Genomic DNA, 20,982 nt, shown 5'->3' with positions numbered 1-20,982 from the left:
CGAGGCTTAGGACGGATCGTCGATCGAGTACGGCAAGGTGTTGATCCCGCTGAGTTGAGCTGTCAGTCGTTGGTTGAGCCGGTCCTGGGCGAGCTGCTCACGCCGCCGGTGCTCGTACAGGACTGCGGCGATGAACGGCTCAGGGTAGGTGCCCCACGGCGGAGCCGGCGAGACGAAGAGTTCCAGCTGGGCGGCCAGCCGCAGCCCGAGCCGGTGCCGGATCGTCGGTGGGAACCGCGGTGCTCGGCTGAGGAACTGTCGGGCCCGCAGCGCCAGCCCGCTGGGCAGCGGACGCAGGTCGGTCAGTGCCGCCCATCCGGCCAGCTCCGCCGGCAGGTACAGCGGCGGCCTGGCATCTGCCGTGCTCCGCACCCGGATCGCGTAGGTGCCGGCCAGGTAGTCGCCGACCCGCTTGCCGCGGTCGTTCAGCATCGAGACCAGGAAGGCCAGTCCGCCGAACAGCATCCACAACTCGAAGAAGCCGACCAGGGCGCGCACCGAGGCGTGCCGCAGCCGCACCGGCCCGCCGTCGTCGCGGACGATCTGCAGACCCAGGGCCAGCTTGCCCAAGGAGCGTCCGCGGCTCAGCGTCTCGACCGTGATCGGCACCCCGATGAACAGCACCACGATGGCCACGTAGAGGATCGCCCGGAGCGCTGCGGAATCGAAGTCGGACAGCTCCCACAGCAGTGGCACGAAGATGAACGTGACCAGGATCACGCCCGCGGTGGCGACCGCGTCGATCAGCCAGGCAGCCGCCCTGGCCAGCACCGATGCCGGGCTGATCTGCAGGGCGACGCCCTCACCAGTGAGGATTTCGTCGGGCACGGGACGAGGCTAGCGGCGATCGGGTCCATTGCGCCGGTTTCTCGGGCCGATGGCGGCTAGGCTGCCGACGTGGACATCGACGTGTTCGCCAGCGCCCGAGCCGGCGGCTGGCAGCGCCTGGAGCAACTCGCGGGCACACGTCGGCTGACCGGGGCCCAGGCGGACGAACTCGTCCGGCTCTACCGGCAGGGCGCCACCCATCTCTCGCTGCTGCGCACCAACGCGCCCGATCCCGAACTGGTCTCGCGGCTCTCGGTAATCCTGGTCAAGGCCCGCTCCCGGATCGCCAGCCCGCACGATCTGACCTGGTCGCAGGTGCTCAGCTTCTTCACTCGGACGATCCCGGCCGCGCTGTACCGGGTGCGCTGGTGGTCGGTGATCACCGCAGTGCTGGGTGTGCTGGTCGCGGTCAGCGCAGGCTGGTGGACGGCCTCGCACCCGGCGCTGCTCGCCTCGGTGGTGCCACCGACCGAACAGCGGGAGATCGCCGAGAGCGCCTTCGCGTCCTACTACTCGGAGTACCCCAGCGCGAGCTTCTCCGCGATGGTGTGGACGAACAACGCCTTCGTGGCGGCACTGTGCGTGGCCACCGGGATCACCGGCATCTATCCGGCCAAGGTCATGTTCGACAATGCGCTCAACGTAGGGGTGATGGGTGCGGTGATGCACGTGCAGAATGCCGACTGGGTGTTCTGGTCGCTGATCCTGCCGCACGGCCTGTTGGAGCTCAGCTGTGTGTTCGTGGCCGGCGCGGCCGGGATGCGGCTGGCCTGGGCCTGGCTGGTCCCCGGACACCGGACCCGGCGACAGAGTCTGGCCGAGGAGGGCCGCACCACCATCGTGGTGGTGGTCGCCCTCACCATCGCCTTGTTCATCAGCGGTCTGATCGAAGGCTTCGTCACCGGCTCCCAGCTGGATCCATGGTTGAAGATCGGGATCGGCGGACTGGCCTTTGTAGGCTTCTGGGTTGTCGTCTTCGGCCTGGGCCGACGGGCCGTGCGGATCGGCACCGACCCGGGGCTGAACGCCGAGGAGCAGGCCAGCCTGATCCCTGTGGCCGGCTGATTCGCTACAGCCGTCCGGCAGCCTTCAAGGCCAGATAGCGATCGCAGACGGCCGGCGCCAGCGCGTCCGGGCCGGCCTGGACCACATCTACGCCCAGCCGTCCGACCCGCTGGGCCAGCGCCTGAGTGCCCAGCCAGAGCCGGCTGCCGGCGGCCGCATCGTAGGCCTGGGTGGCATTCTGCGGGGCGGCGGCCCCGACCGTGGTGCCCGGATCGGTGACGTGGGCGATCAACACCTGATGGGCCTGGCTGAGCCCGGCCAGCACAGTGCCGACGCCGTCGGCATACAGCGCCGGATCGAGGCCGGTGACCAGGATCACCAGGCTGCGCTGCCGACACAGCTGGGTCACCTGCCCGGCGATCAGCGTCCAATCCGGCTCGCCGAGGACCGGCTCGACCTGGCTGAGCCCGTCGGCGAAGGAGGCCAGCACCGAACCCCGCCCGGTGCCGGGCAGTCGCAGCCGCACCTCCTGATCGGCCACCAGCAGGCTCATCCGATCGCCGGAGGCGGCCCCGAGGGCGGCCATCAGCAGGCAGGTCTCGATGCCGGCCTCGAGCCGGGTCTGGTCGCTGCCGGTGCCGCCGGACAGCCGTCCGGCCGCCCACCGCGAGGTGTCCAGGACGATCAGGATGTGCCGGTCCCGCTCCGGACGCCAGGTGCGCACCATGGTCTTGGTGGCCCGGGCTGAGGCCCGCCAGTCGATCGAGCGGACGTCGTCGCCCAACGCGTACTCACGCAGTGAATCGAACTCGGTGCCCTGGCCACGCACATGCACCGACGCCTGCCCGTCCAGTTCGCGGAGCCGGGCCAGCCGGTAGGGCAGCTGGCTGCGCGAGCGGAACTCGGGGAGCACTCGCAGCACGCCGGGAAGCTCGATGGTCCGCTGCCGGGCGGCCAGGCCCAGCGGGCCGAAGGAGCGGACGGTCACGCCGCCGGCGGCCACGTCGCCGCGCCGGGTCGGCAGCAGCCGAGTGCTCTGGCGCAGTGATTCGCCGCCCTGCAACACCAGTCGCGGACGCTCGGCGGCCGGCTGGGTGCTGGGTGGCCAGGCGTCGCGCAGCTGGAACCGGGCCGTCCGCGACGCCGCGTTGGTCACGGTCAGTCGGGAGATGGCCGGCTGACTGAGCCGGACGCTGGCCGGCAGGTCGCGGCTCACAAGCAGTCGTTGCGGGGCGAGCGCCAGCGCCAGGTCGAGCCCGGTCAGCCCGGCGACCAGGAGCGCCCAGCCGAGCACCGCCAGCGGCACCGGCCAGACCACCACGGGGATGATTCCGACCAGGAGCAGCAGCGGGACCCGTCCCGAGATTGTCATCGGCCCTCGCTCAGCGCGGCACCGGCAGCGAGGCCAGCACGTTCTGCAGCACGCCGGCCGGCGTCGTGCCGTCCAGCTGGGCTTCGGTGCGGATCGCCAGCCGGTGGGCCAGGGTGGCCGGCGCCATGGCCTTCACATCGTCGGGAGTGACGAAGTCGCGTCCGCTCAGCCAGGCCCAGGCCCGGGCGGTCTTCAGCAGTGCGGTGGCCCCGCGCGGGGACGCGCCGAGCGAGACCGAGGGCGCCGAGCGGGTGGCCCGACACAGATCGACCACATAGGCCAGCACCTGCTCGTCCACTCGGACCGTGGCCACCTGAGCCCTGGCCGCCACCAGATCGGACGCTCCGGCGACCGCCCTCAGTCCGGCACCGGCCAGGTCGCGGGGGTCGAAGCCGGCCGCATGCCGGCGCAGCACCTGCAACTCGTCGTCCCGGGGCGGCAGCGGCAGGGTCAGCTTGAGCAGGAACCGATCCAGCTGGGCCTCGGGCAGCGGATAGGTGCCTTCGTACTCGACCGGGTTCTGGGTGGCGATCACCATGAATGGATCCGGCAGCGGCCGCGGGGTTCCGTCCACGCTGACCTGACGCTCTTCCATGGCCTCCAGCAGCGCGGCCTGGGTCTTCGGTGGCGTCCGGTTGATCTCGTCGGCGAGCAGCAGGTTGGTGAACACCGGCCCGGGACGGAAGTCGAAGCGGGCGGCCTGGCTGTCGTAGATCAGCGAGCCGGTGACGTCACCGGGCATCAGGTCGGGGGTGAACTGAACCCGCTTGGTGCTCAGCTCGAGGCTGGCCGCCAGCGAGCGGACCAGCAGCGTTTTGGCCACGCCCGGGACGCCTTCGAGCAGCACATGGCCGCCGACCAGCAGCCCCACCAGGAGCCCGGTGACCGCGCCGTTCTGGCCGACCACCGCCTTGCCCACCTCGTCGCGGACCCGAGTCAGCGCATCCTGGGCCGGGTTCAGGGCCGGTGGGGGTGCGAACGGCTGATCACTCATGGCTGGTCACCTTTGCTTCTAGGTCGGACAGTTGGGTGGCCAGGGCCACCAGTTCGGAGTCGGTGTGCGGGAAAGTGCCGTAGTAGAGCGTCCGGATCAGCTGCGGATCCTCGCCGCTGGCCCGGGACAGTCGCTCGATGACCAGCTCCGCGCTTGCCGCAGGTGGCAGGCCGAGCCGGGCCCCGAGCCGGTGCAGGCTGGCGGCCCGCAGGGCGGCGGTCGAGTGGCTGCGAGCGCCGGCCTGGCGGTAGAGCCGGCCCAGGCCGGAGGACACCTCGGAGGCCGGCATGGCCACCGGCAGCCGTTCAGCGACCAGCGGGCCGAAGCGGCGTCCGCGCCAGGCGGCGGCTGCGGCCAGCGCCAGCCCGAACAGCGCGCTCACCGGCCCGAACCAGGGCGGGAGCAGCGCGGACGGGTCGAGCTCGTCCCCGGCTGTGTCGGTGAGCAGCACCTCCGGGCCGGGCAGGTACCAGGTCAGCTGGGAGTGCCGACCCAGCGCCCGCAGGGCCAGTGCGGCATTGCCGACCTGGGTGATGGTGTCGTTGCGCAGCCAGCGGGTGCCGGCGATCACGGTGACCCGATGGCCAGGGACGTCCACCTGGGCGTAGAGGCCGTTCCCGACCTCGTCCAGGAAGCACAGGCTGACCTGCTGGCCGATCGCGTACAGGCCCTGGTCAGAGGTGGTGATCTGTTTCGCGGCCAGGGCGTCCGGATCGGTGCAGCCCGCTCGCGGCTCGTCCTCGGACCACCAGTAGGTGGTGCCGATCTTGCCGTCGCTCAGTTCGGCCACGGCCTCGATCGGGTCCTCGGCGGCGTAGATGATGACCAGATCGGCATCGACTGTGCGCAGCCGAGAGAGAGCCTGCTCGGACAACTCCTGGGTGAGGGTGATCGCCAGGGTCGATCCGGCCGCGGCCTGCGCGGCCTCGTCCAGGCTGGTCACTTGATGCACCTGGACGCCCTGGCTGCCCAGCACTTGGGCCAGCGCCATGTCGCCATTGGGTCCCGGGTTGGAGATCGAGTTCGGAAGCCGATCCGGGTTGGGCGGCAGCATCACCGAGATCGCGATCAGCCCTGCGAACAGCGCCAGTGCCACGCCGAACACGATCAACCAGCGGCGGCCGGTCATTGGCCGACCTCCACGCTCACCGCGGCCTGGCTCTCCCGCTGGGGCAGGACGGGCGTGGCGGCAGCCACCTCGGCATCGAGATCCACCAGCTGCTGGTACTGCTCAGCCGTGCCGGGCTGGTCGCCGTAGGCCACGGCGTCGAAATCGCGCGCGGCCTGAGCGAGCTGCTCGGCCAGCGACGGCAGCCGAACCGCGGCCAGCGTGCTGGCCTCGTCCGCGGTCATGCCGGCGAACTCCTCGATGATCACCCGCTCGCTCAGTGACCGGATCATGGCCCGGAAGTGCTCCACGATCGCCTGTCCCCACTCACCGTTCGCGGCCAGCGCGGACGCCTTCGCGCGCAGGTCCGCGGCGCTCAGCTCCTCCTCGTCGAACAGCTCCCGGGAGCGGCGGCGTTCGGCGCGCAGCGGGCCCATCAGCGCCCAGATCACCACGACCAGGACGGCCGCCGTCCCGAAGCCGATCCACAGCCCCTGTCCACCGCTCAGCGGTGAGGTGGACACGGTCGGATCCGATGACCCCTGCAGCCAGTCGAGCAGCTTGCGCAGCTGCTCCATCAGCCAGTTGCGGGCGTCCAGATAGATCGGCTTGCTCAGCTCATCGGCGAGCAGGCGCCGGGCTTCGTCCGCGCTCGGGGTCAGCGGTGGGCTCATCCGAACAGCTCCTCGCTGAGCTCTAGGTCGAAGGCCTCGGTGCGGAACCGGGCGTCCACGTAGAGCAGGGTGACCAGGGCGCTGGTCAGCGGGAGGCTGAACACCGCCACGGTGATCGTTGATGAGCTCAGCATCACGGTCGCGCCGATGCCGGCATTGGCTGCGGTGATCACGCTGCCGACGAACAGGAACACGGTGGAGAGCATGTTGGTGGCCAGCGAGATCAGGATGGTGGTGGCCAGGTAGATGCCGACGATCCGCCAGAACTGGCCGCGGGTCAGCGCCCAGCTTCGCCGGATGGCGGCGATCGGGCCGCGGTTCTCGATGGCGATCACGCAGGGTGCCAGCAGCAGCCGGACGGCCAGGCAGGCGGCCGCGAAGCCGCCGCCGATGCCCACCGGGATCCAGACCCAGGGCTGATCCTTGGCGGCCAGCGGCGCTATCAGCACGGCAACCGCGGCGATGACCGCGCCTCCGGCGAGCAGGGGCAGGGCATACAGGCCGACCGTCGGCCAGAACCGGGCGGCGATCTGGCGGGCCGCAGCGAGTGGAGCGGCCTTCTTGGCCCGGACCGCCTGGAAGGTGGCCCAGGTCAGCCCGATGCCGATCACCATCTCGGCGAAGGCGGTGGCCACCGTTCCGGCCACCCACGACCAGGACAGCATGGCCAGGTCGCCGTCGGCTTCGTCGCCGGGCAGCAGGCTGACTCCGTACTGCTGGCTGAGCAGGTAGCCCACGCCCATGCCGAGCAGCTGGGCGACCAGAGTGAGGATCAAGGTCAGGCCGAACATCGTCCCCGGGGCGTAGCGGACGGCGCGGAAGACGCCACCCAGGATGTCGCCGAAGCTCAGTGGATGCGGTTGGACGATTCCCGGTTCACCGGTGGGTGGCGACCAGTCCGTCCGGACCGGCTCGGGCGCCAGCTGGGCGGCGAAGTACTTCGGCCCGTCCCAGCCGGTGGGGAAGGTCATGAACGCTCCCGGGGGTGATGTTGGCCCGAGTCTAGGGGAGTCGGCAGCGCCACGAGCCGCTCACCACCCCCGACATCGCGGCTCCGGCCGATTGACCGGGTTCTGACCGCTGCCCAGCCTGGGGGACGGCTCCATCACCGTCCGGCGCTGATCAGCGTGAGTTGCAGGAACCGTCCCCGTGACGCGTGGGAAGACAGAAGGACGGCCCGGTCTCGTCGCGCTTCTGGTGAAGCGAGACGAAGCCGAACCGTCCTGCGTCGGTCTAGGTCAGGCCTTCTTGGCCCGGCTGCGCTGCTTGGCCCGCTCGTTGGCGTCCAGGACGACCTTGCGGATCCGGACGTTCTTGGGCGTGACCTCGAGGCACTCATCGCCACGGCAGAACTCCAGCGCCTGCTCGAGGCTGAGCACGCGCGGGGGGATCAGCCGCTCCAATTCGTCACCGGTCGAAGAGCGGACGTTGGTCAGCTTCTTCTCCTTGGTGGGGTTGACGTCCATGTCCTCGGGTCGGGGGTTCTCGCCGACGATCATGCCCTCGTACACCTCTTCGGTGGGCGAGACGAACAAGGTGCCGCGCTCCTGCAGGTTGAACAGCGCGAAGCTGGTGACCACGCCGGTGCGGTCGGCCACCAAGGAGCCCGACAGGCGGGTCTTGATCTCGCCGGCCCACGGCTCGTAGCCCTCGAAGACGTGGTGCATGATGCCGGTGCCGCGGGTCTCGGTGAGGAACTCGGTGCGGAAGCCGATCAGGCCACGCGCCGGGATCACGTACTCCACTCGCACCCAGCCGGTGCCGTGGTTGACCATCTGCTCCATCCGCGCCCGGCGGGTGCCCATCAGCTGGCTGATCGTGCCGACGTGCTCCTCGGGCACGTCCACAGTCAGCCGCTCGACGGGCTCCTCGGTCTTGCCGTTGACGGTGCGCAGCAGCACCTCGGGCTTGCCGACGGTCAGTTCGAAGCCCTCGCGGCGCATCATCTCGACCAGGACGGCCAACTGCAGCTCGCCACGTCCCTGCACCTCCCAGGTGTCAGGACGCTCGGTGTTGAGCACTCGGATCGACACGTTGCCGATCAGCTCGGTGTCGAGGCGGTTCTTCACCAGGCGAGCGGTGAGCAGCTTGCCCACCTTGCCGGCCAGCGGCGAGGTGTTGATGCCGATGGTCATCGAGATGCTGGGTTCGTCGACGTGGATCAGCGGCAGCGGACGCGGATCGGACGGATCGGCGATGGTCTCACCGATGGTGATCTCGGGGATGCCGGCGATGGCCACGATGTCGCCGGGGCCGGCCGAGTCGGCCGGAACCCGATCCAGGGCCTGGGTGATCAGCAGCTCGGACAGCCGGACGTTGCTGATGGTGCCGTCGTGCCGGCACCAGGCGACGGTCTGGCCGCGGGTGATGCTGCCCTCAACGATCCGGCACAGGGCCAGGCGGCCCAGGTAGGGCGAGGCGTCCAGGTTGGTGACATGTGCCTGGAGTGGCGCGCCCTCGGTGTACTCCGGCGCCGGGATCTTGTCGGTGATCAGGGTGAACAGCGGTTCCAGGTTCTCCGAGTCCGGCAGTCCGCCGTCGGCGGGCTGGTTCATCGAAGCCCGTCCGGCCTTCGCGGCGCAGTAGATGATCGGGAAGTCCAGGTGGTGTGCCTCGTCGTCCTCGAGCAGGTCAAGGAACAGCGCGTAGACCTCGTCCACGACCTCGGCGATCCGGGCGTCGGGGCGGTCGACCTTGTTGATCACCACGATGATCGGCAGGTTCTTGGCCAGCGCCTTGCGCAGCACGAACCGGGTCTGCGGCAGCGGGCCTTCGGAGGCATCGACGAGCAGCAGGACGCCGTCCACCATCTCCAGGCCGCGCTCGACCTCACCGCCGAAGTCGGCGTGGCCGGGGGTGTCGATGATGTTGATGGTGACGGTCTGGCCGTCGGCCATCACGTGGTCGACCGCGGTGTTCTTGGCCAGGATCGTGATGCCCTTTTCGCGCTCCAGATCCATCGAGTCCATCACTCGGGTGGACACGTCCTGGTTCTCGCGGAAGGCCCCGGACTGCCACAGCATGGCGTCCACCAAGGTGGTCTTGCCGTGGTCGACGTGGGCGATGATGGCGACATTGCGCAGGTCTGCGCGAGTGGGCATGCGGGACTCCGGTCTGAAGCGGGAACCTGCCCAGTCTACCGGTCCGGTCGCCGCAGCCTCTCCGCGGGTGCGTCCGGCGGCCCGTCCGCTCGTCCGGGCGGACCGAGAACAGAAAGACGTTTGGGCCGGACGACCCTCGAGGAGGAGAGGGTACGTCCGACCCAAGTTCAGGAGGCTGTCCGGGCTATCGGTCCCGGCCCAACCCGCTGGCTGGGGTCAGCGCAGGTCGTCCGGGCGGACGACGCCAGACTCCATGGCGGCGGCGATATCGGGGTGGATAGGAGCCCCGGTGGCCAGCCGCGAGTTGCGGTGTGAGTAGGCGAAATAGATGACGAAGCCGATCGCCAGCCAGACCACGAAGCGCAGCCAGGTCTCCACCGAGAGGTTGATCATCAGGTAGCCACAGATCAGCGCGGACGCGATCGGCAGCACCGGCACCCACGGCACCCGGAAGGCGCGCGGCAGATCGGGACGCTTGTGGCGCAGCAGGATCACTCCGATCGACACCAGTACGAATGCTGACAGCGTGCCGATGTTCACCATCTCCTCGAGCACGCCGACCGGGGTGAACCCGGCGACGACCGCCACCACCGCAGTGACGATGATGGTGATCAGCCAGGGGGTGCGGTACTTGGGGTGCACCTTGGCCAGTCCCATGGGCAGCAGCGCGTCCCGGGACATGGCGAAGATCAGTCGGGTGGCGCCGATCATCAGGGTCAGCACCACGGTGGTCAGGCCGGCCACGGCACCGGCGGCGATCAGAGTCGCCATCCAGGCCTGCCCGTGATAGGCGAAGGCATTGGCCAGCGCCGCGGACGGGTCGAGCTTGTCGTAGGGCACCATGCCGGTCACGACCAGCGCCACGGCGCCGTAGAGCACGGTGCAGATGATCAGAGACGCGATGATGCCGATCGGCAGGTCCCGCTGCGGGTTCTTGGTCTCCTCGGCGGTGGTGGCCACCACGTCGAAGCCGATGTAGGCGAAGAAGACCAGCGCGGCACCGGAAAGGATGCCGCCGATCCCGAAGTTGGACGGAGCCGCCCCGGTGATGAACTGCAGCAGCGGCTGCATCAGCCACTTGCTGGCGTCGGCCGCCGCACTCGGAACGGCCTCGGGGATGAACGGGGAGTAGTTGGCCGGGTTGATGAAGAAGATGCCGGCGATGATCACGAACAAGACGATGAACAGCTTCAGTCCGACCAGGACCAGGTTGACCCGCAGCGACTCCTTGATCCCGACGGTGACCAGCACGCCCAGGATCAGCACCAGCAGGATGGCCGGCAGATCCACCACACCGCCGTAGCTGATGGCGGCGGGCAGTGTGATGCCGAGCTTGCCGAGGAAGGCGCTGAAGTAGGCGCTCCAGCCCTGGGCCACCACGGACGCACCCAGGAACATCTCCAGGATCAGGTCCCAGCCGATGATCCAGGCGAAGATCTCGCCCAGCGAGGCGTAGGAGAAGGTGTAGGCCGAGCCGGACACCGGCACCGTCGATGCGAATTCCGCATAACACATGGCCGCCAGGGCGCAGGCCAGAGCGGCGATCACGAAGCTGATCACGATGGCCGGTCCGGCGACGCTGTGGGCAGCTCGTCCGGTGAGGGTGAAGATGCCGGCGCCGATCACGACACCGACCCCGAACACGGTCAAATCCAGGGCAGACAGTGACCGCTTGAGCTGGTACTCCGGCTCATCGGTGTCGGCGATCGACTGTTCGATCGACTTGGTGCGTAACAGGCTCATCGGCTCTCCGTGATGGTGACGCGGCGCTGCGTCCGTGGGCAAACCCGGCAAGCGTAGATCCGGCACTGCGCGATTCGTAGCGATGGTCACTATCTGAGGCGGCCGGGGGCGGGCCGGGGGACGCCCAGGGGGCCACCCCATCGTCCGGCAATGGTCGGTTGCCTAGGCTCGACGCCATGACGCAGTGGTTCACCGAGTCTTTTCGGGCCGAGTTCGAGAAGCAGGCCGCCGAACTGGGCCGGGTCAACATCGCCGTCTTCGGCAAGACCGGAGTCGGCAAGTCGACCTTGATCAACGCCATTTTCGGGGCCCCGGTGGCCGCCACCGGGATCGGTGCGCCGGTCACTGTGGGCTCGCATCTCTACCTGGACTCCCGGGGCAGCCTCGGCGTCCTGGACAGCCATGGCCTCGAGATCGGACGCGATGACGATGCCCTGATCAAGGAGCTCACCACTCTGGTCAAGGACAGCCGCCGCAAGCCGATCGACGAGCAGATCCACCTGGCCTGGTACTGCGTACGCGGCATGGACCGGCGCTTCGAGGAGGCCGAGGAGCGTTTCATCAAGACCCTGGACGACCTCGGCCTGCCGGTGATCTGCGTGCTCACCCAGGTGCCGATGCGCGATGGCCAGTTCCACCCCGATGCGGTCGAGCTGGCCCACCACATCGAGTCCCGCGAGCTGCCGATCTACGGCGGACGTCCGTTCCTGACCTACGCGATGAGGGACCAGTTCACCGGTCAGCCGGCCTACGGCTTGATGGAGCTCCTGCAGGGCACCTTTCAGCTCACTCCGGACGCGGTCCAGGGTGCCCTCATCGCCGCGCAAGAGATCGATCTGGGGCTCAAAGCCGGCCGATCGAAAGCGGCGATCGCCGCTGCCGTGACCGCGGCCGCTGCCGCAGCCGCGGTGCCGATCCCGTTCTCGTCGGCGGCCATCCTGGTGCCGATCCAGCTGTCCATGATGGCCAAGATCGCTCAGTTGCACGGGCTGGGTCTGGACAAGTCGGCGCTGCTGGCGGTGGCGTCCACCTCGGCCGCCACGGCAGCCGGACGAGCTGCGGCGGCCGGTCTACTGAAGTTCCTGCCGGGCGCCGGCAGCATCGCGGGCGGGGTGATCAATGCTTCGGTGGCTTCGTCGTTCACCTTGGCCATGGGCCAGGCCTGGCTGGCCGTGTGCCGGCAGGCGCAGACGAAGGCGCTGCCGATGCTGGACGGGCATTTCGACGCGGCCGCGGTCCGCGGCCTGTTCGAGGCCGAGATGGCCAAGCGGCTGCCGAAGATCCGGACCAGCGCCTAGCCGTCCGCCCGGGCTCAGGCGGCCGGCTTGCCGCCGGTCTCGAGTCGGCGATCCAGCCCGTTGCGCAGCCCCCACAGGGCCAAGGCGGTCCGATTGGCCGTCCCGGTCTTGCGCAGGCTCTGGGCGATCTGGGCCCGGACCGTGTTCACGCTGATGCTCAGCTGAGTGGCGATCTCCTCGTTGGTGGTGAAGCCGCCGCTCAGGTGCGAGACCACCGCCAGCTCGGCGGGGGAGAGCACCGTCTCGCCGGCCGGCCCGACCCCGTCCGGACGCAGCTGCCGACCGCGGCGGACGAACTCGCGCACCACCTTGGTCACCACCCGGCTGGAGACCACCGCGTGGCCCTTGGCCGCGCTGCGGATCGCCGGGCCGAGGTTGGGCAGATCGTGTCGGCGCACCAGGTAGCCGATCGCGCCACAGTCCAGGGCATTGGCCACCTGCTCACGTTCGGAGTGATCGCTGAGCACCAGGACCGGCACCGCCGCGTCCCCGGACGTGATCGCCCGGATCGCCGCGAAGCCTTCGGGTCGCTGCGGCTGCAGATCAAGGAGCACCAGATCGACGCGCTCGGCGCGGGCGATCCGCACCGCATCCGGGTAACTCGCCGACTCGGCGACGACCGCGACTCCGTCCACACCACTGAGTTGGTGCCGGATCAGCCGCCGGTCAGCGCGGTTGGCGTCGACGACCAAGAGCCGAACCATGCCACCTCCGTGGGTGCTGAACATCCGGACACGGTTGCGTCCGGGCGGGAGCATCCCTGCCCAGCGCAGAGCTTCTCGGGTCAAGCTGAACGCAAGGTGACGCGATGGTGAGCACTCGGTGGGTCCTGTGGAACGACTCTCAGGAGGGCCTCAGGCCACCCCATCCACCCGGACGAATTCGCGCACATCGGGTCCCAATCACGAGGGACCACGTGCTGAGGATCTGCTGAGCGCTTTCAGGGCAGCGGTGGGTGTGGGTCGCGCAGGTTAGTGGGCTGAATCGGCGCGGCGCAAGACCTGTATGGATGGCTTCGAATGCTGTTCATCTTCGTCCTACTTGGCGTCCACCTTCGCCCCGACAGCCCGCTCGGCCCCGCTCCCGGCTCTCATGTCAGGCTGCCATCGGCTCGGCCAATCACCGAGCTGCTGAATGGGGGACTCCAGAAGTGATCGGCGCGGAGATTGGCGGCTGGCGTGCCGCGATCCGGCAGGTGGCGACGATCGAAGCCGGTGGATCGGCAGCGGTCGCGACCTGGCTTCCGGCATCCAACTCGGAGCCGGCCGGGGTCGAGACCAAGCGTCGCTTGGACGGCCGGGAGGTGCTGGCCGATCAGATCTTCCGTCGCACCGCTTTCGCCTCCGGAATCATCACCGTCGGGATCATGCTTGCGGTCGGGGTGTTCCTGACCCTGCGGGCCAGCGATGCGCTGCGGTCCACCGGCTTCGCCTTCCTCTACACCCAGGCCTGGTCTCCGGAAACCGGAACCTTCGGCGTCGCCGCGGTCCTGTTCGGGACGGTCGCCATCGCCCTGATCGCTCTGACCGTGAGTCTCCCGCTGTCGCTGGGGACGGCCATGCTGCTGTCCGAGGTGGTCACCGGCCGGCTGCGGGCCACTCTGGTCTCGCTGGTCGACCTGATGGCGGCCGTGCCCAGCATCGTCTTCGGGCTGTGGGGGGTCTACTTCCTGCAGGCGGCGATCATCCCGGTCTCACAGTGGATCTCGGTGTGGCTGGGCTGGATCCCGATCTTCGCGGTCACCGATGCGTCCGGAGCGCAGGCCACCGACGCCAGCGCCTTCACCTCCTCGGCTTTCATCGCCGGGATCGTGGTCGGCCTGATGGTCGTCCCCACCCAGACCTCGATCATGCGCGAAGCCTTCACCCGGGCGCCGATCGGTGAACGCGAGGGCGCCTACGCGCTCGGTGCGACCCGGTGGGGGATGATCCGCTCGGTGGTGCTGCCGTTCGGCAAGGGCGGGGTCATCGGCGGCACCATGCTCGGCCTGGGCCGGGCACTGGGCGAGACGATCGCCGTCTACATGATCATTTCGCCGGTCTTCACCATCAACTGGCAGCTGCTGAAGACCGGGACGAACTCAGTCTCAGCACTGATCGCATTGCGCTATGGCGAGGCCAGCGAGTTCGGCCTGTCTGCGCTGATGGCGGCCGGCCTGGTGCTGTTCCTGCTCACCTTGATCATCAACTTCACCGCCTCCTCCGTGGTGGCGCGGTCGCGTTCAGGAGCGCAGAGCGATGGCTGACATCTTCCGCACCGAGGTGCTGCCCAGCGTCCGAACCAGCCTGCCCGGCACCAAGGCCGAGGCTGACGGCCCCCGCCGCAAGGTGCACGGCTTCACCGCGGCCCAGCGCTTCGACTTGGTCGGCGCCCTGGCCGCCGGGGTGGCCCTGGCCACTTTGCTGTTCGGGTGGTTCGCCCCGCTCAGCGGTGCGATCGGTTGGACGATCGTGGCCTTCTTGGCCTTCCTCGGGCTGTACATGCTGCTGATCTGGCTGCACTCCGACATCGAGGAGGTCAAGGACCGGCTGATCACCACCTTGTTCAGCGCGGCCGGGACGCTGCTGTTCACGGCGTTGGTGTTCATCGTGATCTACACCCTGTGGCGGGGCACGGACGCGCTCGGCCACCTGAACCTGTTCACCCAAACCATGGAGTTCGCCGGCCCGCTGGCCGGGCTGGAGGTCGGCGGCATCCTGCACGCCATCGTCGGCACCCTGATCCAGATCTCGATCGCGCTGGCGATCACCATTCCGCTGGGGATCGGCACGGCCGTCTTCCTCAACGAGGTTGGCGGGAGGTTCGCCCGCTTCGTCCGGACCATCTCGGACGCAATGACGGCCCTGCCCTCGATCGTGGCCGGTCTGTTCGTCTACGCCGCTGTGATCCAGGCGATCACCCATGAGCGCTCCGGGCTGGCCGCCGGTATCGCGATCACCGTGATGATGCTGCCGATCGTGATCCGCTCGGCCGACGTGGTGCTGCGGTTGGTCCCCCAGAACCTGCGGGAGGCGTCCTACGCGCTGGGCTCCTCGCGCTGGCAGACGGTCTGGCAGGTGGTGTTGCCGACGGCACGGTCCGGCCTGGTCACCTCGGTGATCCTGGGTACCGCGCGCGGCATCGGCGAGACCAGCCCCGTCCTGCTCACCTCCGGGATCACGGCCGCGATGAACGCCAATCCGCTGGCCGGTCCGATGATCTCGCTGCCCTTGCAGGTCTTCGACTTCGTCCGCTCGCCTGAGCCGAACATGGTGGCCCGCGGCTTCGGCACCGCGGCGGTTCTGCTGCTGCTGGTGCTGACCCTCTTCTTGCTGGCCCGGGCACTTGGCGGACGTGCCCCCGGCGAGCTGTCCGAGCGGCAGCAACTGGCCGCTCGGGCAGCCTCGCTGCGCGACCTGAAGCGTTTTGAGCTGCGCCGTCATCCGGTCGGACGACCGGCGGCGCCCAGTGGGCCGATGAGCCCGAGCAGTGAGGAGCAGGCATGAGGTCGGTCCGGAGCAGTCAGCGCATGACCAGGTCGGCGAGCTTGCGGCGACGGCTGGTCGCCGCCGCAGCGGCTTCGCTCGCCCTGGGCCTGGCTCTGCCCTGGTCGGCCACTGAGGCTGTGGCGGCCGCGTACTACCCGATCACCGGGTCGGGATCGACGTGGTCGCAGAACGCTCTGGACCAGTGGCGGGCCAATGTCTCCAAGAACTACGCGATGACGGTCAACTACTCCGGGATCGGCTCCAGCTCGGGACGCCGGGACTTCATCGACGGCACCGTGGACTTCGCGATCTCGGAGATCCCGTTCCAGGCCAAGCCGGAGGACGGTTCGGCACCGGAGAAGCCGACTCACGGCTATGCCTACATGCCGATCGTGGCCGGTGGCACCAGCTTCATGTACAACCTGAAGATCGGCGGCAAGCGGGTCACCAACCTGCGGCTGTCCGGCGACACGGTCGCCAAGATCTTCACCGGCGCGATCAGCAAGTGGAACGACGCCGCCATCCAGGCCGACAACCCCGGGCTGGCCATGCCGGCCAAGAACATCGTCCCGGTGATCCGCTCGGACGGCTCTGGAACCTCGGCCCAGTTCACCTTGTGGATGTCCAAGCAGTACCCCTCGATCTGGAAGACCGGGATGACCTCGCAGTTCCCGAGCTTCGGCAACTCCAAGGCCCAGAAGGGCTCTGATGGGGTGGCCGGCTACGTCTCGCAGAACTACGGCGAGGGTGCGATCACCTATGTCGAGTACTCCTACGCCAAGAAGGCGGGCTTCCCGGTGGTGAAGCTGCTTAACAAGTCCGGCTATTACGTCGAGCCGACGGCCTCCTCGGTGGCCGTGGCCCTGATGCAGGCCAGGATCAACACCGACAAGTCCTCGGACAACTACCTCACCCAGATTCTGGACGGGGTCTACAACGCCACCGACCGCCGGGCCTACCCGCTGTCGAGCTACTCGTATGCGATCGTGCCGACCCAAGTGGCCGGCATCTTCAACACCAACAAGGGCAACACGCTGGCCGCCTTCATGCGCTACGTGCTGTGCGAGGGTCAGCAGCAGGCCGGGACGCTGGGCTACTCGCCGCTGCCGATGAACCTGGTGATGGCCGGCTCGGAGCAGATCAAGCTGATCCCCGGCTCCGGCGGCAAGGGCGTCGACACCGGCAGCTGCAACAACCCGACCTTCAAGGCCGGCGACTCGCCCTCGAAGAACCAGCTGGCCCTGACCGCGCCCTACCCGGCCGACTGTGACAAGAAGGGGCCGACCCAGTGCACCATCGGCACCGGCGGTGCGAGCACGTCCACCCCGACCTCGAACCAGGGCAACAACCCCTCGAACAATCCGACCAGCGGGGCGAGCACGGGAGCCGGCACCGGTACCGGCGGCGGCTCGACCGGTGGGGAAGTACCGACGTACGACGAGAACGGCAACCTGGTTGGCGGCTCTGGTGGCGGCGATGGGGCGGTCTCTAAGCCGTTCACTCTTCCGGACCAGGGGATGGGCGCTTCACAAGGCCTGATGCTGGCGGCCGCGCTGTTCCTTGTAGCTGCCGTGGTGGTTCCGCCGCTGGTCGGCCAGTGGCTGAAGACCGGGGGCGAGGGTGTCTAGTCGCACGCTGCGCCGTCCGCTGGCGGTCGCCCTGCTGATCCTGGTCATGCTGAGCCTGTCCGGGACGCCGCTGGCCGCCACCCAGGCCCGTGCCGACGGTGTGGCCAGTTCGGCCAAGACCGTCCGCGCCGCCGACTACGACCCGGACGCCGCGAACTCACCGTTCCCTGATCTGTCGGTCACCGTCTCTCAGACCCAGGATCTGATCCAGCAGGGCATCACCGTGAGTTGGACCGGCGGCAAGCAGTCGACGGTGCCGAACCAGCAGACCGGCGGCGCGAACTTCCTCCAGGTCATGCAGTGCTGGGGGGATGAGCCCGGAAGCAATGGAACTCGCCCTGATCGGACCACCTGCCAGTACGGCGGACTCAATCTTCCCGGGGATATGCGTTGGTCGAACCGTCCCTCGCAGTCGGTGCCCGCAGCCGAGGATGCCCAGTACACCGCAGTTGGCGCCGAGTACTTCGACCCGACCATGACGGCGATCCCGTTCCGCTCAGCCACTGGAGTGACGGTGGCGAGCGTCGTCGACGGGAAGAAGGTTCCGAATGCGCCCGACCTGGACAACAACGAGTTTTTCACCCGCTACACCACAAATGAGGTGTCTTGGGCAGGCTCCGGTGCGGACGGTGCTGGCTCGATCAGCTTTGAGGTGCAGACGGCTCAGCAGTCCCCTGGCCTCGGCTGCGGGGCGAGAGTGGTGGCCCCGGATGGCACCTCCGGGGGTGCGTCGTGCTGGCTGGTCGTCCTTCCGCGCGGGACGGCCGATGCAGGGTTGACGGCTATAACCAAGTCGGGACTCTTCTGGGAGACCTGGAAGCATCACATAGCGATTCGGCTCGGCTTCAAGCCAGCTGGTGTCTCCTGCGCGATTGGGGCGGCCGAGCGTCAGCTCTCGGGCAGCGAGTTGGTGTCAGCCGCAATGGGGCAGTGGCAGCCCAAGTTGTGCAACGCCTCCGGTGGTGCCATCTACTCGCTGTTGACTGGGTCAGAGTCTGACGCGGCGCTCGCTGCGAATGGCACCGCGACAGCACCTCTTGCTCTCACATCGCGTGCTCTGTCGGCGGAAGGTGCAACCGACTCGCTCGCGTACGCGCCAGTTGCACTTACCGGCATCTCGGTGGCGTTCGCCATCGACCGGAAGAGCAGAGCCATTGGAGACCCCGTCCCAGATGAGGAGTTGGCAAAAGAGCGCCAAGCCTTCACCTCGCTGAAGCTCACCCCCCGACTCTTGGCCAAGTTGTTGACCGCCTCCTACTCCGAGGCTCTGCCACGTGGGGCAGATATATCCCACGTTTCCAATGTCCGCGATATCACTTTCGACCCGGACTTCCTGGCAATCAATGACCCCGAGTGGCGGTACATGAACATCACCGGGGTGGGCGTCGCCGACGCTCTCGTCCCGCTGGGGCGTTCTGATGCAGCTCGGGCGGTATGGAGCTACATCCTCGCCGACGCTGATGCGAGAGCCTTTCTCAACGGTGCGCCAGATCCGTGGGGGATGAAGGTGAACCCCTATTACTCGATCAATGCCAAGATCAACCCCACCGGCGTCGCGCTGGGCCTGCCGAGCCAGGAGTTTCCCAAGGCAGATCCGGCTGAGTTCAAGGGCACCGCGAGTAACAGGTACGCCGACACCATCAACCTCGTGAGCTGGCGTCCATACACGTCAAGCCTGGAGATCGGTGCGTACCGGGTGCTGACGGGAGATCCGCAGGAGCTTGGCTCCTGGGACCCCATGGCGCAACCGCCCAAGTACGGCCAAAGTGGACGCGCCCTCGTCGGACTTCAGGCCGTGATCGGCCTCACCGATACTGCCGCCGCGAGCCAGTTCCGCGTCGCCCAGGCGGCCCTCCTCAACCCCGCTGGCCGATTTGTGGCGCCAACGGATGCGTCCTTGGTGGCCGCAGCGACTGCCATGACTGTTCAGAAGTCCCAGAAGCAGGTGGTCGGCTTCGATCCGGCCTCAAGCGCGGCCAAGAAGGCCGCTGCTGCATACCCCCTCACTATGCCGGTGTACGCGGCGGTCAATCCCGCTATGAGCGACGCTGCAGTGCGTTCCGACTATGCGCGCTTCATCTCGACCGTGGCCACTGACGGTCAGGTTCGTGGGACCGGCGATGGTCAGCTGCCCGCCGGCTATGCGCCGATTCCCGCTGCGTGGAAGAAGCAGGCACTCGCTGCCGCCGCGGCCATCAAGGCTGGCGGCTTCCCAAAGCCGTCCCCAAGTGTGACAGCCTCGCCGAGCCCGACCTCGGCGACGTCGGGCAACCCGGTGCCCAGCGTGGCCAATACCACCGCCGCCAGTAACCCGACAGCGACCGGAAGCGAAGCCGGTCAGCTGACTGGACCGACCACACCGGCCGACCCGAACCTCGGTGCTGCGGCCACGGTGGTTCCGGCGACCGCGGCGGTGGGTTTGGCGGCCGTGCTCGGAGTCCCATTCATGTCCCGCTTCCGGCGGAGACGGCTATGACGGCCACTGCCGTCACCACAGACAACCGAGCGGGGGCCGCCTTGGAAAACGCCCCCGCCCGGAGGGTCGCCGCGTCCGCGGACGACCAGGTACTGCAAGGAAAGGATCTCACATGAAGATCAAGAGGCCCCTGGTCCTCGGCGTGGCCGCAGGCATCGTCCTGTCGACCGTCGCTGTGGTGACCCCGGCTTTCGCTGATCCGGTGGCGAACAGCTACGCCATTGTCGGTTCAGACACGCTGCAGGCGTCGGTCGATGCTCTGACCAACGGTACGGACGTGACGGGCGCACGTGTGCGCGTCGTTGCCCCCGCGGGGACCATCGGCAACTTCGACGCTTTTGCGCCGGGCTTCAATGTCGCTGGCGGCGTCATCCAGACCAAGCCTGCCGGCGTCAGCTTCCCTCGCCCGAGTGGTTCGGGTAACGGTGTGCTTGCCCTGCTCGCCTCCATCAACAACACCACTTTCACTCAGAATGGTGTGACGTCGGCCAAGTCCATTGGTGGCCAGGTCGACATCGCTCGTTCGTCGGCCAAGCCGAAGACCGAGGTCGCGGACGGGATCCTGGCATGGGTTCCTTACGCTCGAGACGCCGTGGCCTACGCGTACGTCGGCGGCAGCGCCGCTGACGAGAGCCACGTCGCAAACCTCAGCAAGTCCCAGCTCAACGCCATCTACACGGCGACCTCTGACCAGGCTCTCTCGGGCACTACCGTGAAGGCGTACCTGCCCCAGAGCGGCTCCGGCACCCGCAACTTCTTCCTGGCCGCTCTCGGGATCACGGGCAACCCCGGCACTGCCGTCTTCACCAACAACGAGACTCTCGCGGAGAACGACGCCACGGTGTTCCCGACCACGGTTCCCGCGGGGACCGCCTACATCGTTCCGTTCTCAGCGGCAAACTGGATCGCTCAGTCCAACGGTGCGGCTCCGAGCACCATTCCGGCGTCCGGTGCGGTCAAGTTGGGCAGCCCGCTGGCTGCTGCCGCCTTCACCACGGACTCCGGTACTGGGGCACTGCTTCCGAACGCGACCTACTACTCGGACTCGACCTGGGGGCGTGACACCTACCTTGTCGTCGAGCGCGCCCGCATCACCTCGGGCAACGCCAAGTACGACGCCAACTTGGCGAACCTGCTGAACCCCAGCCGTTCCAACAGCCTGGTCAACATGAGTGCCTCGGCGAGCTCGCCCGGCGGTGTGAAGCGCCTCTTCGGCTTCCTCACTGTGTCCGACACGACTCCTCTGTACTCGAACACCAAGTAGCCGTTCCTCCGACTCTGAAAGGCA

At 68.2% G+C, this 20,982-nt stretch carries 16 protein-coding genes; 7 read left to right on the top strand and 9 right to left on the bottom strand.

All coding sequences use genetic code 11. The features are described 5' to 3' along the window. Positions 1-6 precede the first annotated feature (6 nt). Positions 7-828, bottom strand: coding sequence for an RDD family protein (locus ATK74_RS11020; RefSeq protein ID WP_098461077.1), 822 nt, complete (start codon positions 826-828; stop codon positions 7-9). A 69-nt stretch (positions 829-897) separates the two neighbouring features. On the opposite strand from ATK74_RS11020, the gene ATK74_RS11015 reads away from it, so the two are divergent. Then, positions 898-1,893: a stage II sporulation protein M gene (locus ATK74_RS11015; RefSeq protein WP_098461076.1), complete on the top strand. Its 996-nt coding sequence runs from the start codon at positions 898-900 to the stop codon at positions 1,891-1,893. Positions 1,894-1,897: 4 nt separating this feature from the next. Here the strand turns inward: ATK74_RS11015 and ATK74_RS11010 are convergent, their stop codons facing one another. The 7 genes from ATK74_RS11010 to ATK74_RS10980 all read right to left on the bottom strand — a co-directional run bounded on the left by ATK74_RS11010 (position 1,898) and on the right by ATK74_RS10980 (position 10,825). Further along, positions 1,898-3,205: a DUF58 domain-containing protein gene (locus tag ATK74_RS11010; RefSeq protein WP_098461075.1), complete on the bottom strand. Its 1,308-nt coding sequence runs from the start codon at positions 3,203-3,205 to the stop codon at positions 1,898-1,900. A 10-nt stretch (positions 3,206-3,215) separates the two neighbouring features. Continuing rightward, positions 3,216-4,199, bottom strand: coding sequence for an AAA family ATPase (locus tag ATK74_RS11005; RefSeq protein WP_098461074.1), 984 nt, complete (start codon positions 4,197-4,199; stop codon positions 3,216-3,218). Further along, entirely contained in the window at positions 4,192-5,328 is a 1,137-nt protein-coding gene (locus ATK74_RS11000; protein WP_098461073.1) for a DUF4350 domain-containing protein, read from the bottom strand. Before ATK74_RS11000 ends, ATK74_RS11005 begins: the two co-directional genes overlap by 8 nt. Then, on the bottom strand, positions 5,325-5,981 hold the full coding sequence (locus ATK74_RS10995) for a DUF4129 domain-containing protein (RefSeq protein WP_098461072.1): 657 nt from the start codon (positions 5,979-5,981) through the stop codon (positions 5,325-5,327). The genes ATK74_RS11000 and ATK74_RS10995 overlap by 4 nt, the downstream gene beginning before the upstream one ends. Further along, on the bottom strand, positions 5,978-6,952 hold the full coding sequence (locus ATK74_RS10990; RefSeq protein ID WP_098461071.1) for a glycerophosphoryl diester phosphodiesterase membrane domain-containing protein: 975 nt from the start codon (positions 6,950-6,952) through the stop codon (positions 5,978-5,980). Before ATK74_RS10990 ends, ATK74_RS10995 begins: the two co-directional genes overlap by 4 nt. 267 nt (positions 6,953-7,219) lie before the next feature. Continuing rightward, a complete protein-coding gene (gene typA, locus ATK74_RS10985; protein ID WP_098461070.1) occupies positions 7,220-9,082 on the bottom strand; it encodes a translational GTPase TypA in 1,863 nt (620 codons plus the stop codon). A 216-nt stretch (positions 9,083-9,298) separates the two neighbouring features. Beyond that, positions 9,299-10,825 (bottom strand): amino acid permease, encoded by a 1,527-nt coding sequence (locus ATK74_RS10980; RefSeq protein ID WP_098461069.1) that lies wholly within the window; start codon positions 10,823-10,825, stop codon positions 9,299-9,301. Between the two features lie 176 nt (positions 10,826-11,001). On the opposite strand from ATK74_RS10980, the gene ATK74_RS10975 reads away from it, so the two are divergent. Next, a complete protein-coding gene (locus tag ATK74_RS10975; RefSeq protein ID WP_098461068.1) occupies positions 11,002-12,123 on the top strand; it encodes a GTPase family protein in 1,122 nt (373 codons plus the stop codon). 14 nt (positions 12,124-12,137) lie between these two features. On the opposite strand, the gene ATK74_RS10970 is transcribed toward ATK74_RS10975, so the two are convergent. Then, entirely contained in the window at positions 12,138-12,827 is a 690-nt protein-coding gene (locus ATK74_RS10970; RefSeq protein ID WP_169923826.1) for a response regulator, read from the bottom strand. A 446-nt stretch (positions 12,828-13,273) separates the two neighbouring features. On the opposite strand from ATK74_RS10970, the gene pstC reads away from it, so the two are divergent. The 5 genes from pstC to ATK74_RS10945 all read left to right on the top strand — a co-directional run bounded on the left by pstC (position 13,274) and on the right by ATK74_RS10945 (position 20,958). Then, a complete protein-coding gene (pstC, locus tag ATK74_RS10965) occupies positions 13,274-14,368 on the top strand; it encodes a phosphate ABC transporter permease subunit PstC (RefSeq protein ID WP_211283356.1) in 1,095 nt (364 codons plus the stop codon). Beyond that, complete coding sequence (gene pstA / locus ATK74_RS10960; RefSeq protein WP_098461065.1) at positions 14,361-15,608, top strand: phosphate ABC transporter permease PstA; 1,248 nt, start codon at positions 14,361-14,363, stop codon at positions 15,606-15,608. The genes pstC and pstA overlap by 8 nt, the downstream gene beginning before the upstream one ends. 23 nt (positions 15,609-15,631) lie before the next feature. Next, positions 15,632-17,218, top strand: a complete 1,587-nt coding sequence (gene pstS, locus ATK74_RS10955; RefSeq protein WP_098461064.1) for a phosphate ABC transporter substrate-binding protein PstS — start codon at positions 15,632-15,634, stop codon at positions 17,216-17,218. Positions 17,219-17,318: 100 nt separating this feature from the next. Beyond that, a complete protein-coding gene (locus ATK74_RS10950) occupies positions 17,319-19,694 on the top strand; it encodes a hypothetical protein (protein ID WP_143483640.1) in 2,376 nt (791 codons plus the stop codon). 112 nt (positions 19,695-19,806) lie between these two features. Continuing rightward, positions 19,807-20,958 (top strand): hypothetical protein, encoded by a 1,152-nt coding sequence (locus ATK74_RS10945; protein WP_098461062.1) that lies wholly within the window; start codon positions 19,807-19,809, stop codon positions 20,956-20,958. Positions 20,959-20,982: the final 24 nt, after the last annotated feature.

It is taken from the genome of Propionicimonas paludicola, from assembly GCF_002563675.1.
Taxonomy (GTDB): domain Bacteria; phylum Actinomycetota; class Actinomycetes; order Propionibacteriales; family Propionibacteriaceae; genus Propionicimonas; species Propionicimonas paludicola.
This window is presented reverse-complemented; position numbering and strand designations above follow the sequence as displayed.

What these genes read in the sequence shown, in the direction of transcription:
- ATK74_RS10975 (WP_098461068.1), top strand. Translation starts at nt 11,002, where the DNA reads ATGACGCAGTGGTTCACCGAGTCTTTTCGGGCCGAGTTCGAGAAGCAG.
- ATK74_RS10995 (WP_098461072.1), bottom strand. Translation starts at nt 5,981, where the DNA reads ATGAGCCCACCGCTGACCCCGAGCGCGGACGAAGCCCGGCGCCTGCTC.
- ATK74_RS10945 (WP_098461062.1), top strand. Translation starts at nt 19,807, where the DNA reads ATGAAGATCAAGAGGCCCCTGGTCCTCGGCGTGGCCGCAGGCATCGTC.
- pstA (WP_098461065.1), top strand. Translation starts at nt 14,361, where the DNA reads ATGGCTGACATCTTCCGCACCGAGGTGCTGCCCAGCGTCCGAACCAGC.
- ATK74_RS11000 (WP_098461073.1), bottom strand. Translation starts at nt 5,328, where the DNA reads ATGACCGGCCGCCGCTGGTTGATCGTGTTCGGCGTGGCACTGGCGCTG.
- ATK74_RS11010 (WP_098461075.1), bottom strand. Translation starts at nt 3,205, where the DNA reads ATGACAATCTCGGGACGGGTCCCGCTGCTGCTCCTGGTCGGAATCATC.
- typA (WP_098461070.1), bottom strand. Translation starts at nt 9,082, where the DNA reads ATGCCCACTCGCGCAGACCTGCGCAATGTCGCCATCATCGCCCACGTC.
- pstS (WP_098461064.1), top strand. Translation starts at nt 15,632, where the DNA reads ATGACCAGGTCGGCGAGCTTGCGGCGACGGCTGGTCGCCGCCGCAGCG.
- ATK74_RS10990 (WP_098461071.1), bottom strand. Translation starts at nt 6,952, where the DNA reads ATGACCTTCCCCACCGGCTGGGACGGGCCGAAGTACTTCGCCGCCCAG.
- ATK74_RS10980 (WP_098461069.1), bottom strand. Translation starts at nt 10,825, where the DNA reads ATGAGCCTGTTACGCACCAAGTCGATCGAACAGTCGATCGCCGACACC.
- ATK74_RS11005 (WP_098461074.1), bottom strand. Translation starts at nt 4,199, where the DNA reads ATGAGTGATCAGCCGTTCGCACCCCCACCGGCCCTGAACCCGGCCCAG.
- ATK74_RS10970 (WP_169923826.1), bottom strand. Translation starts at nt 12,827, where the DNA reads ATGGTTCGGCTCTTGGTCGTCGACGCCAACCGCGCTGACCGGCGGCTG.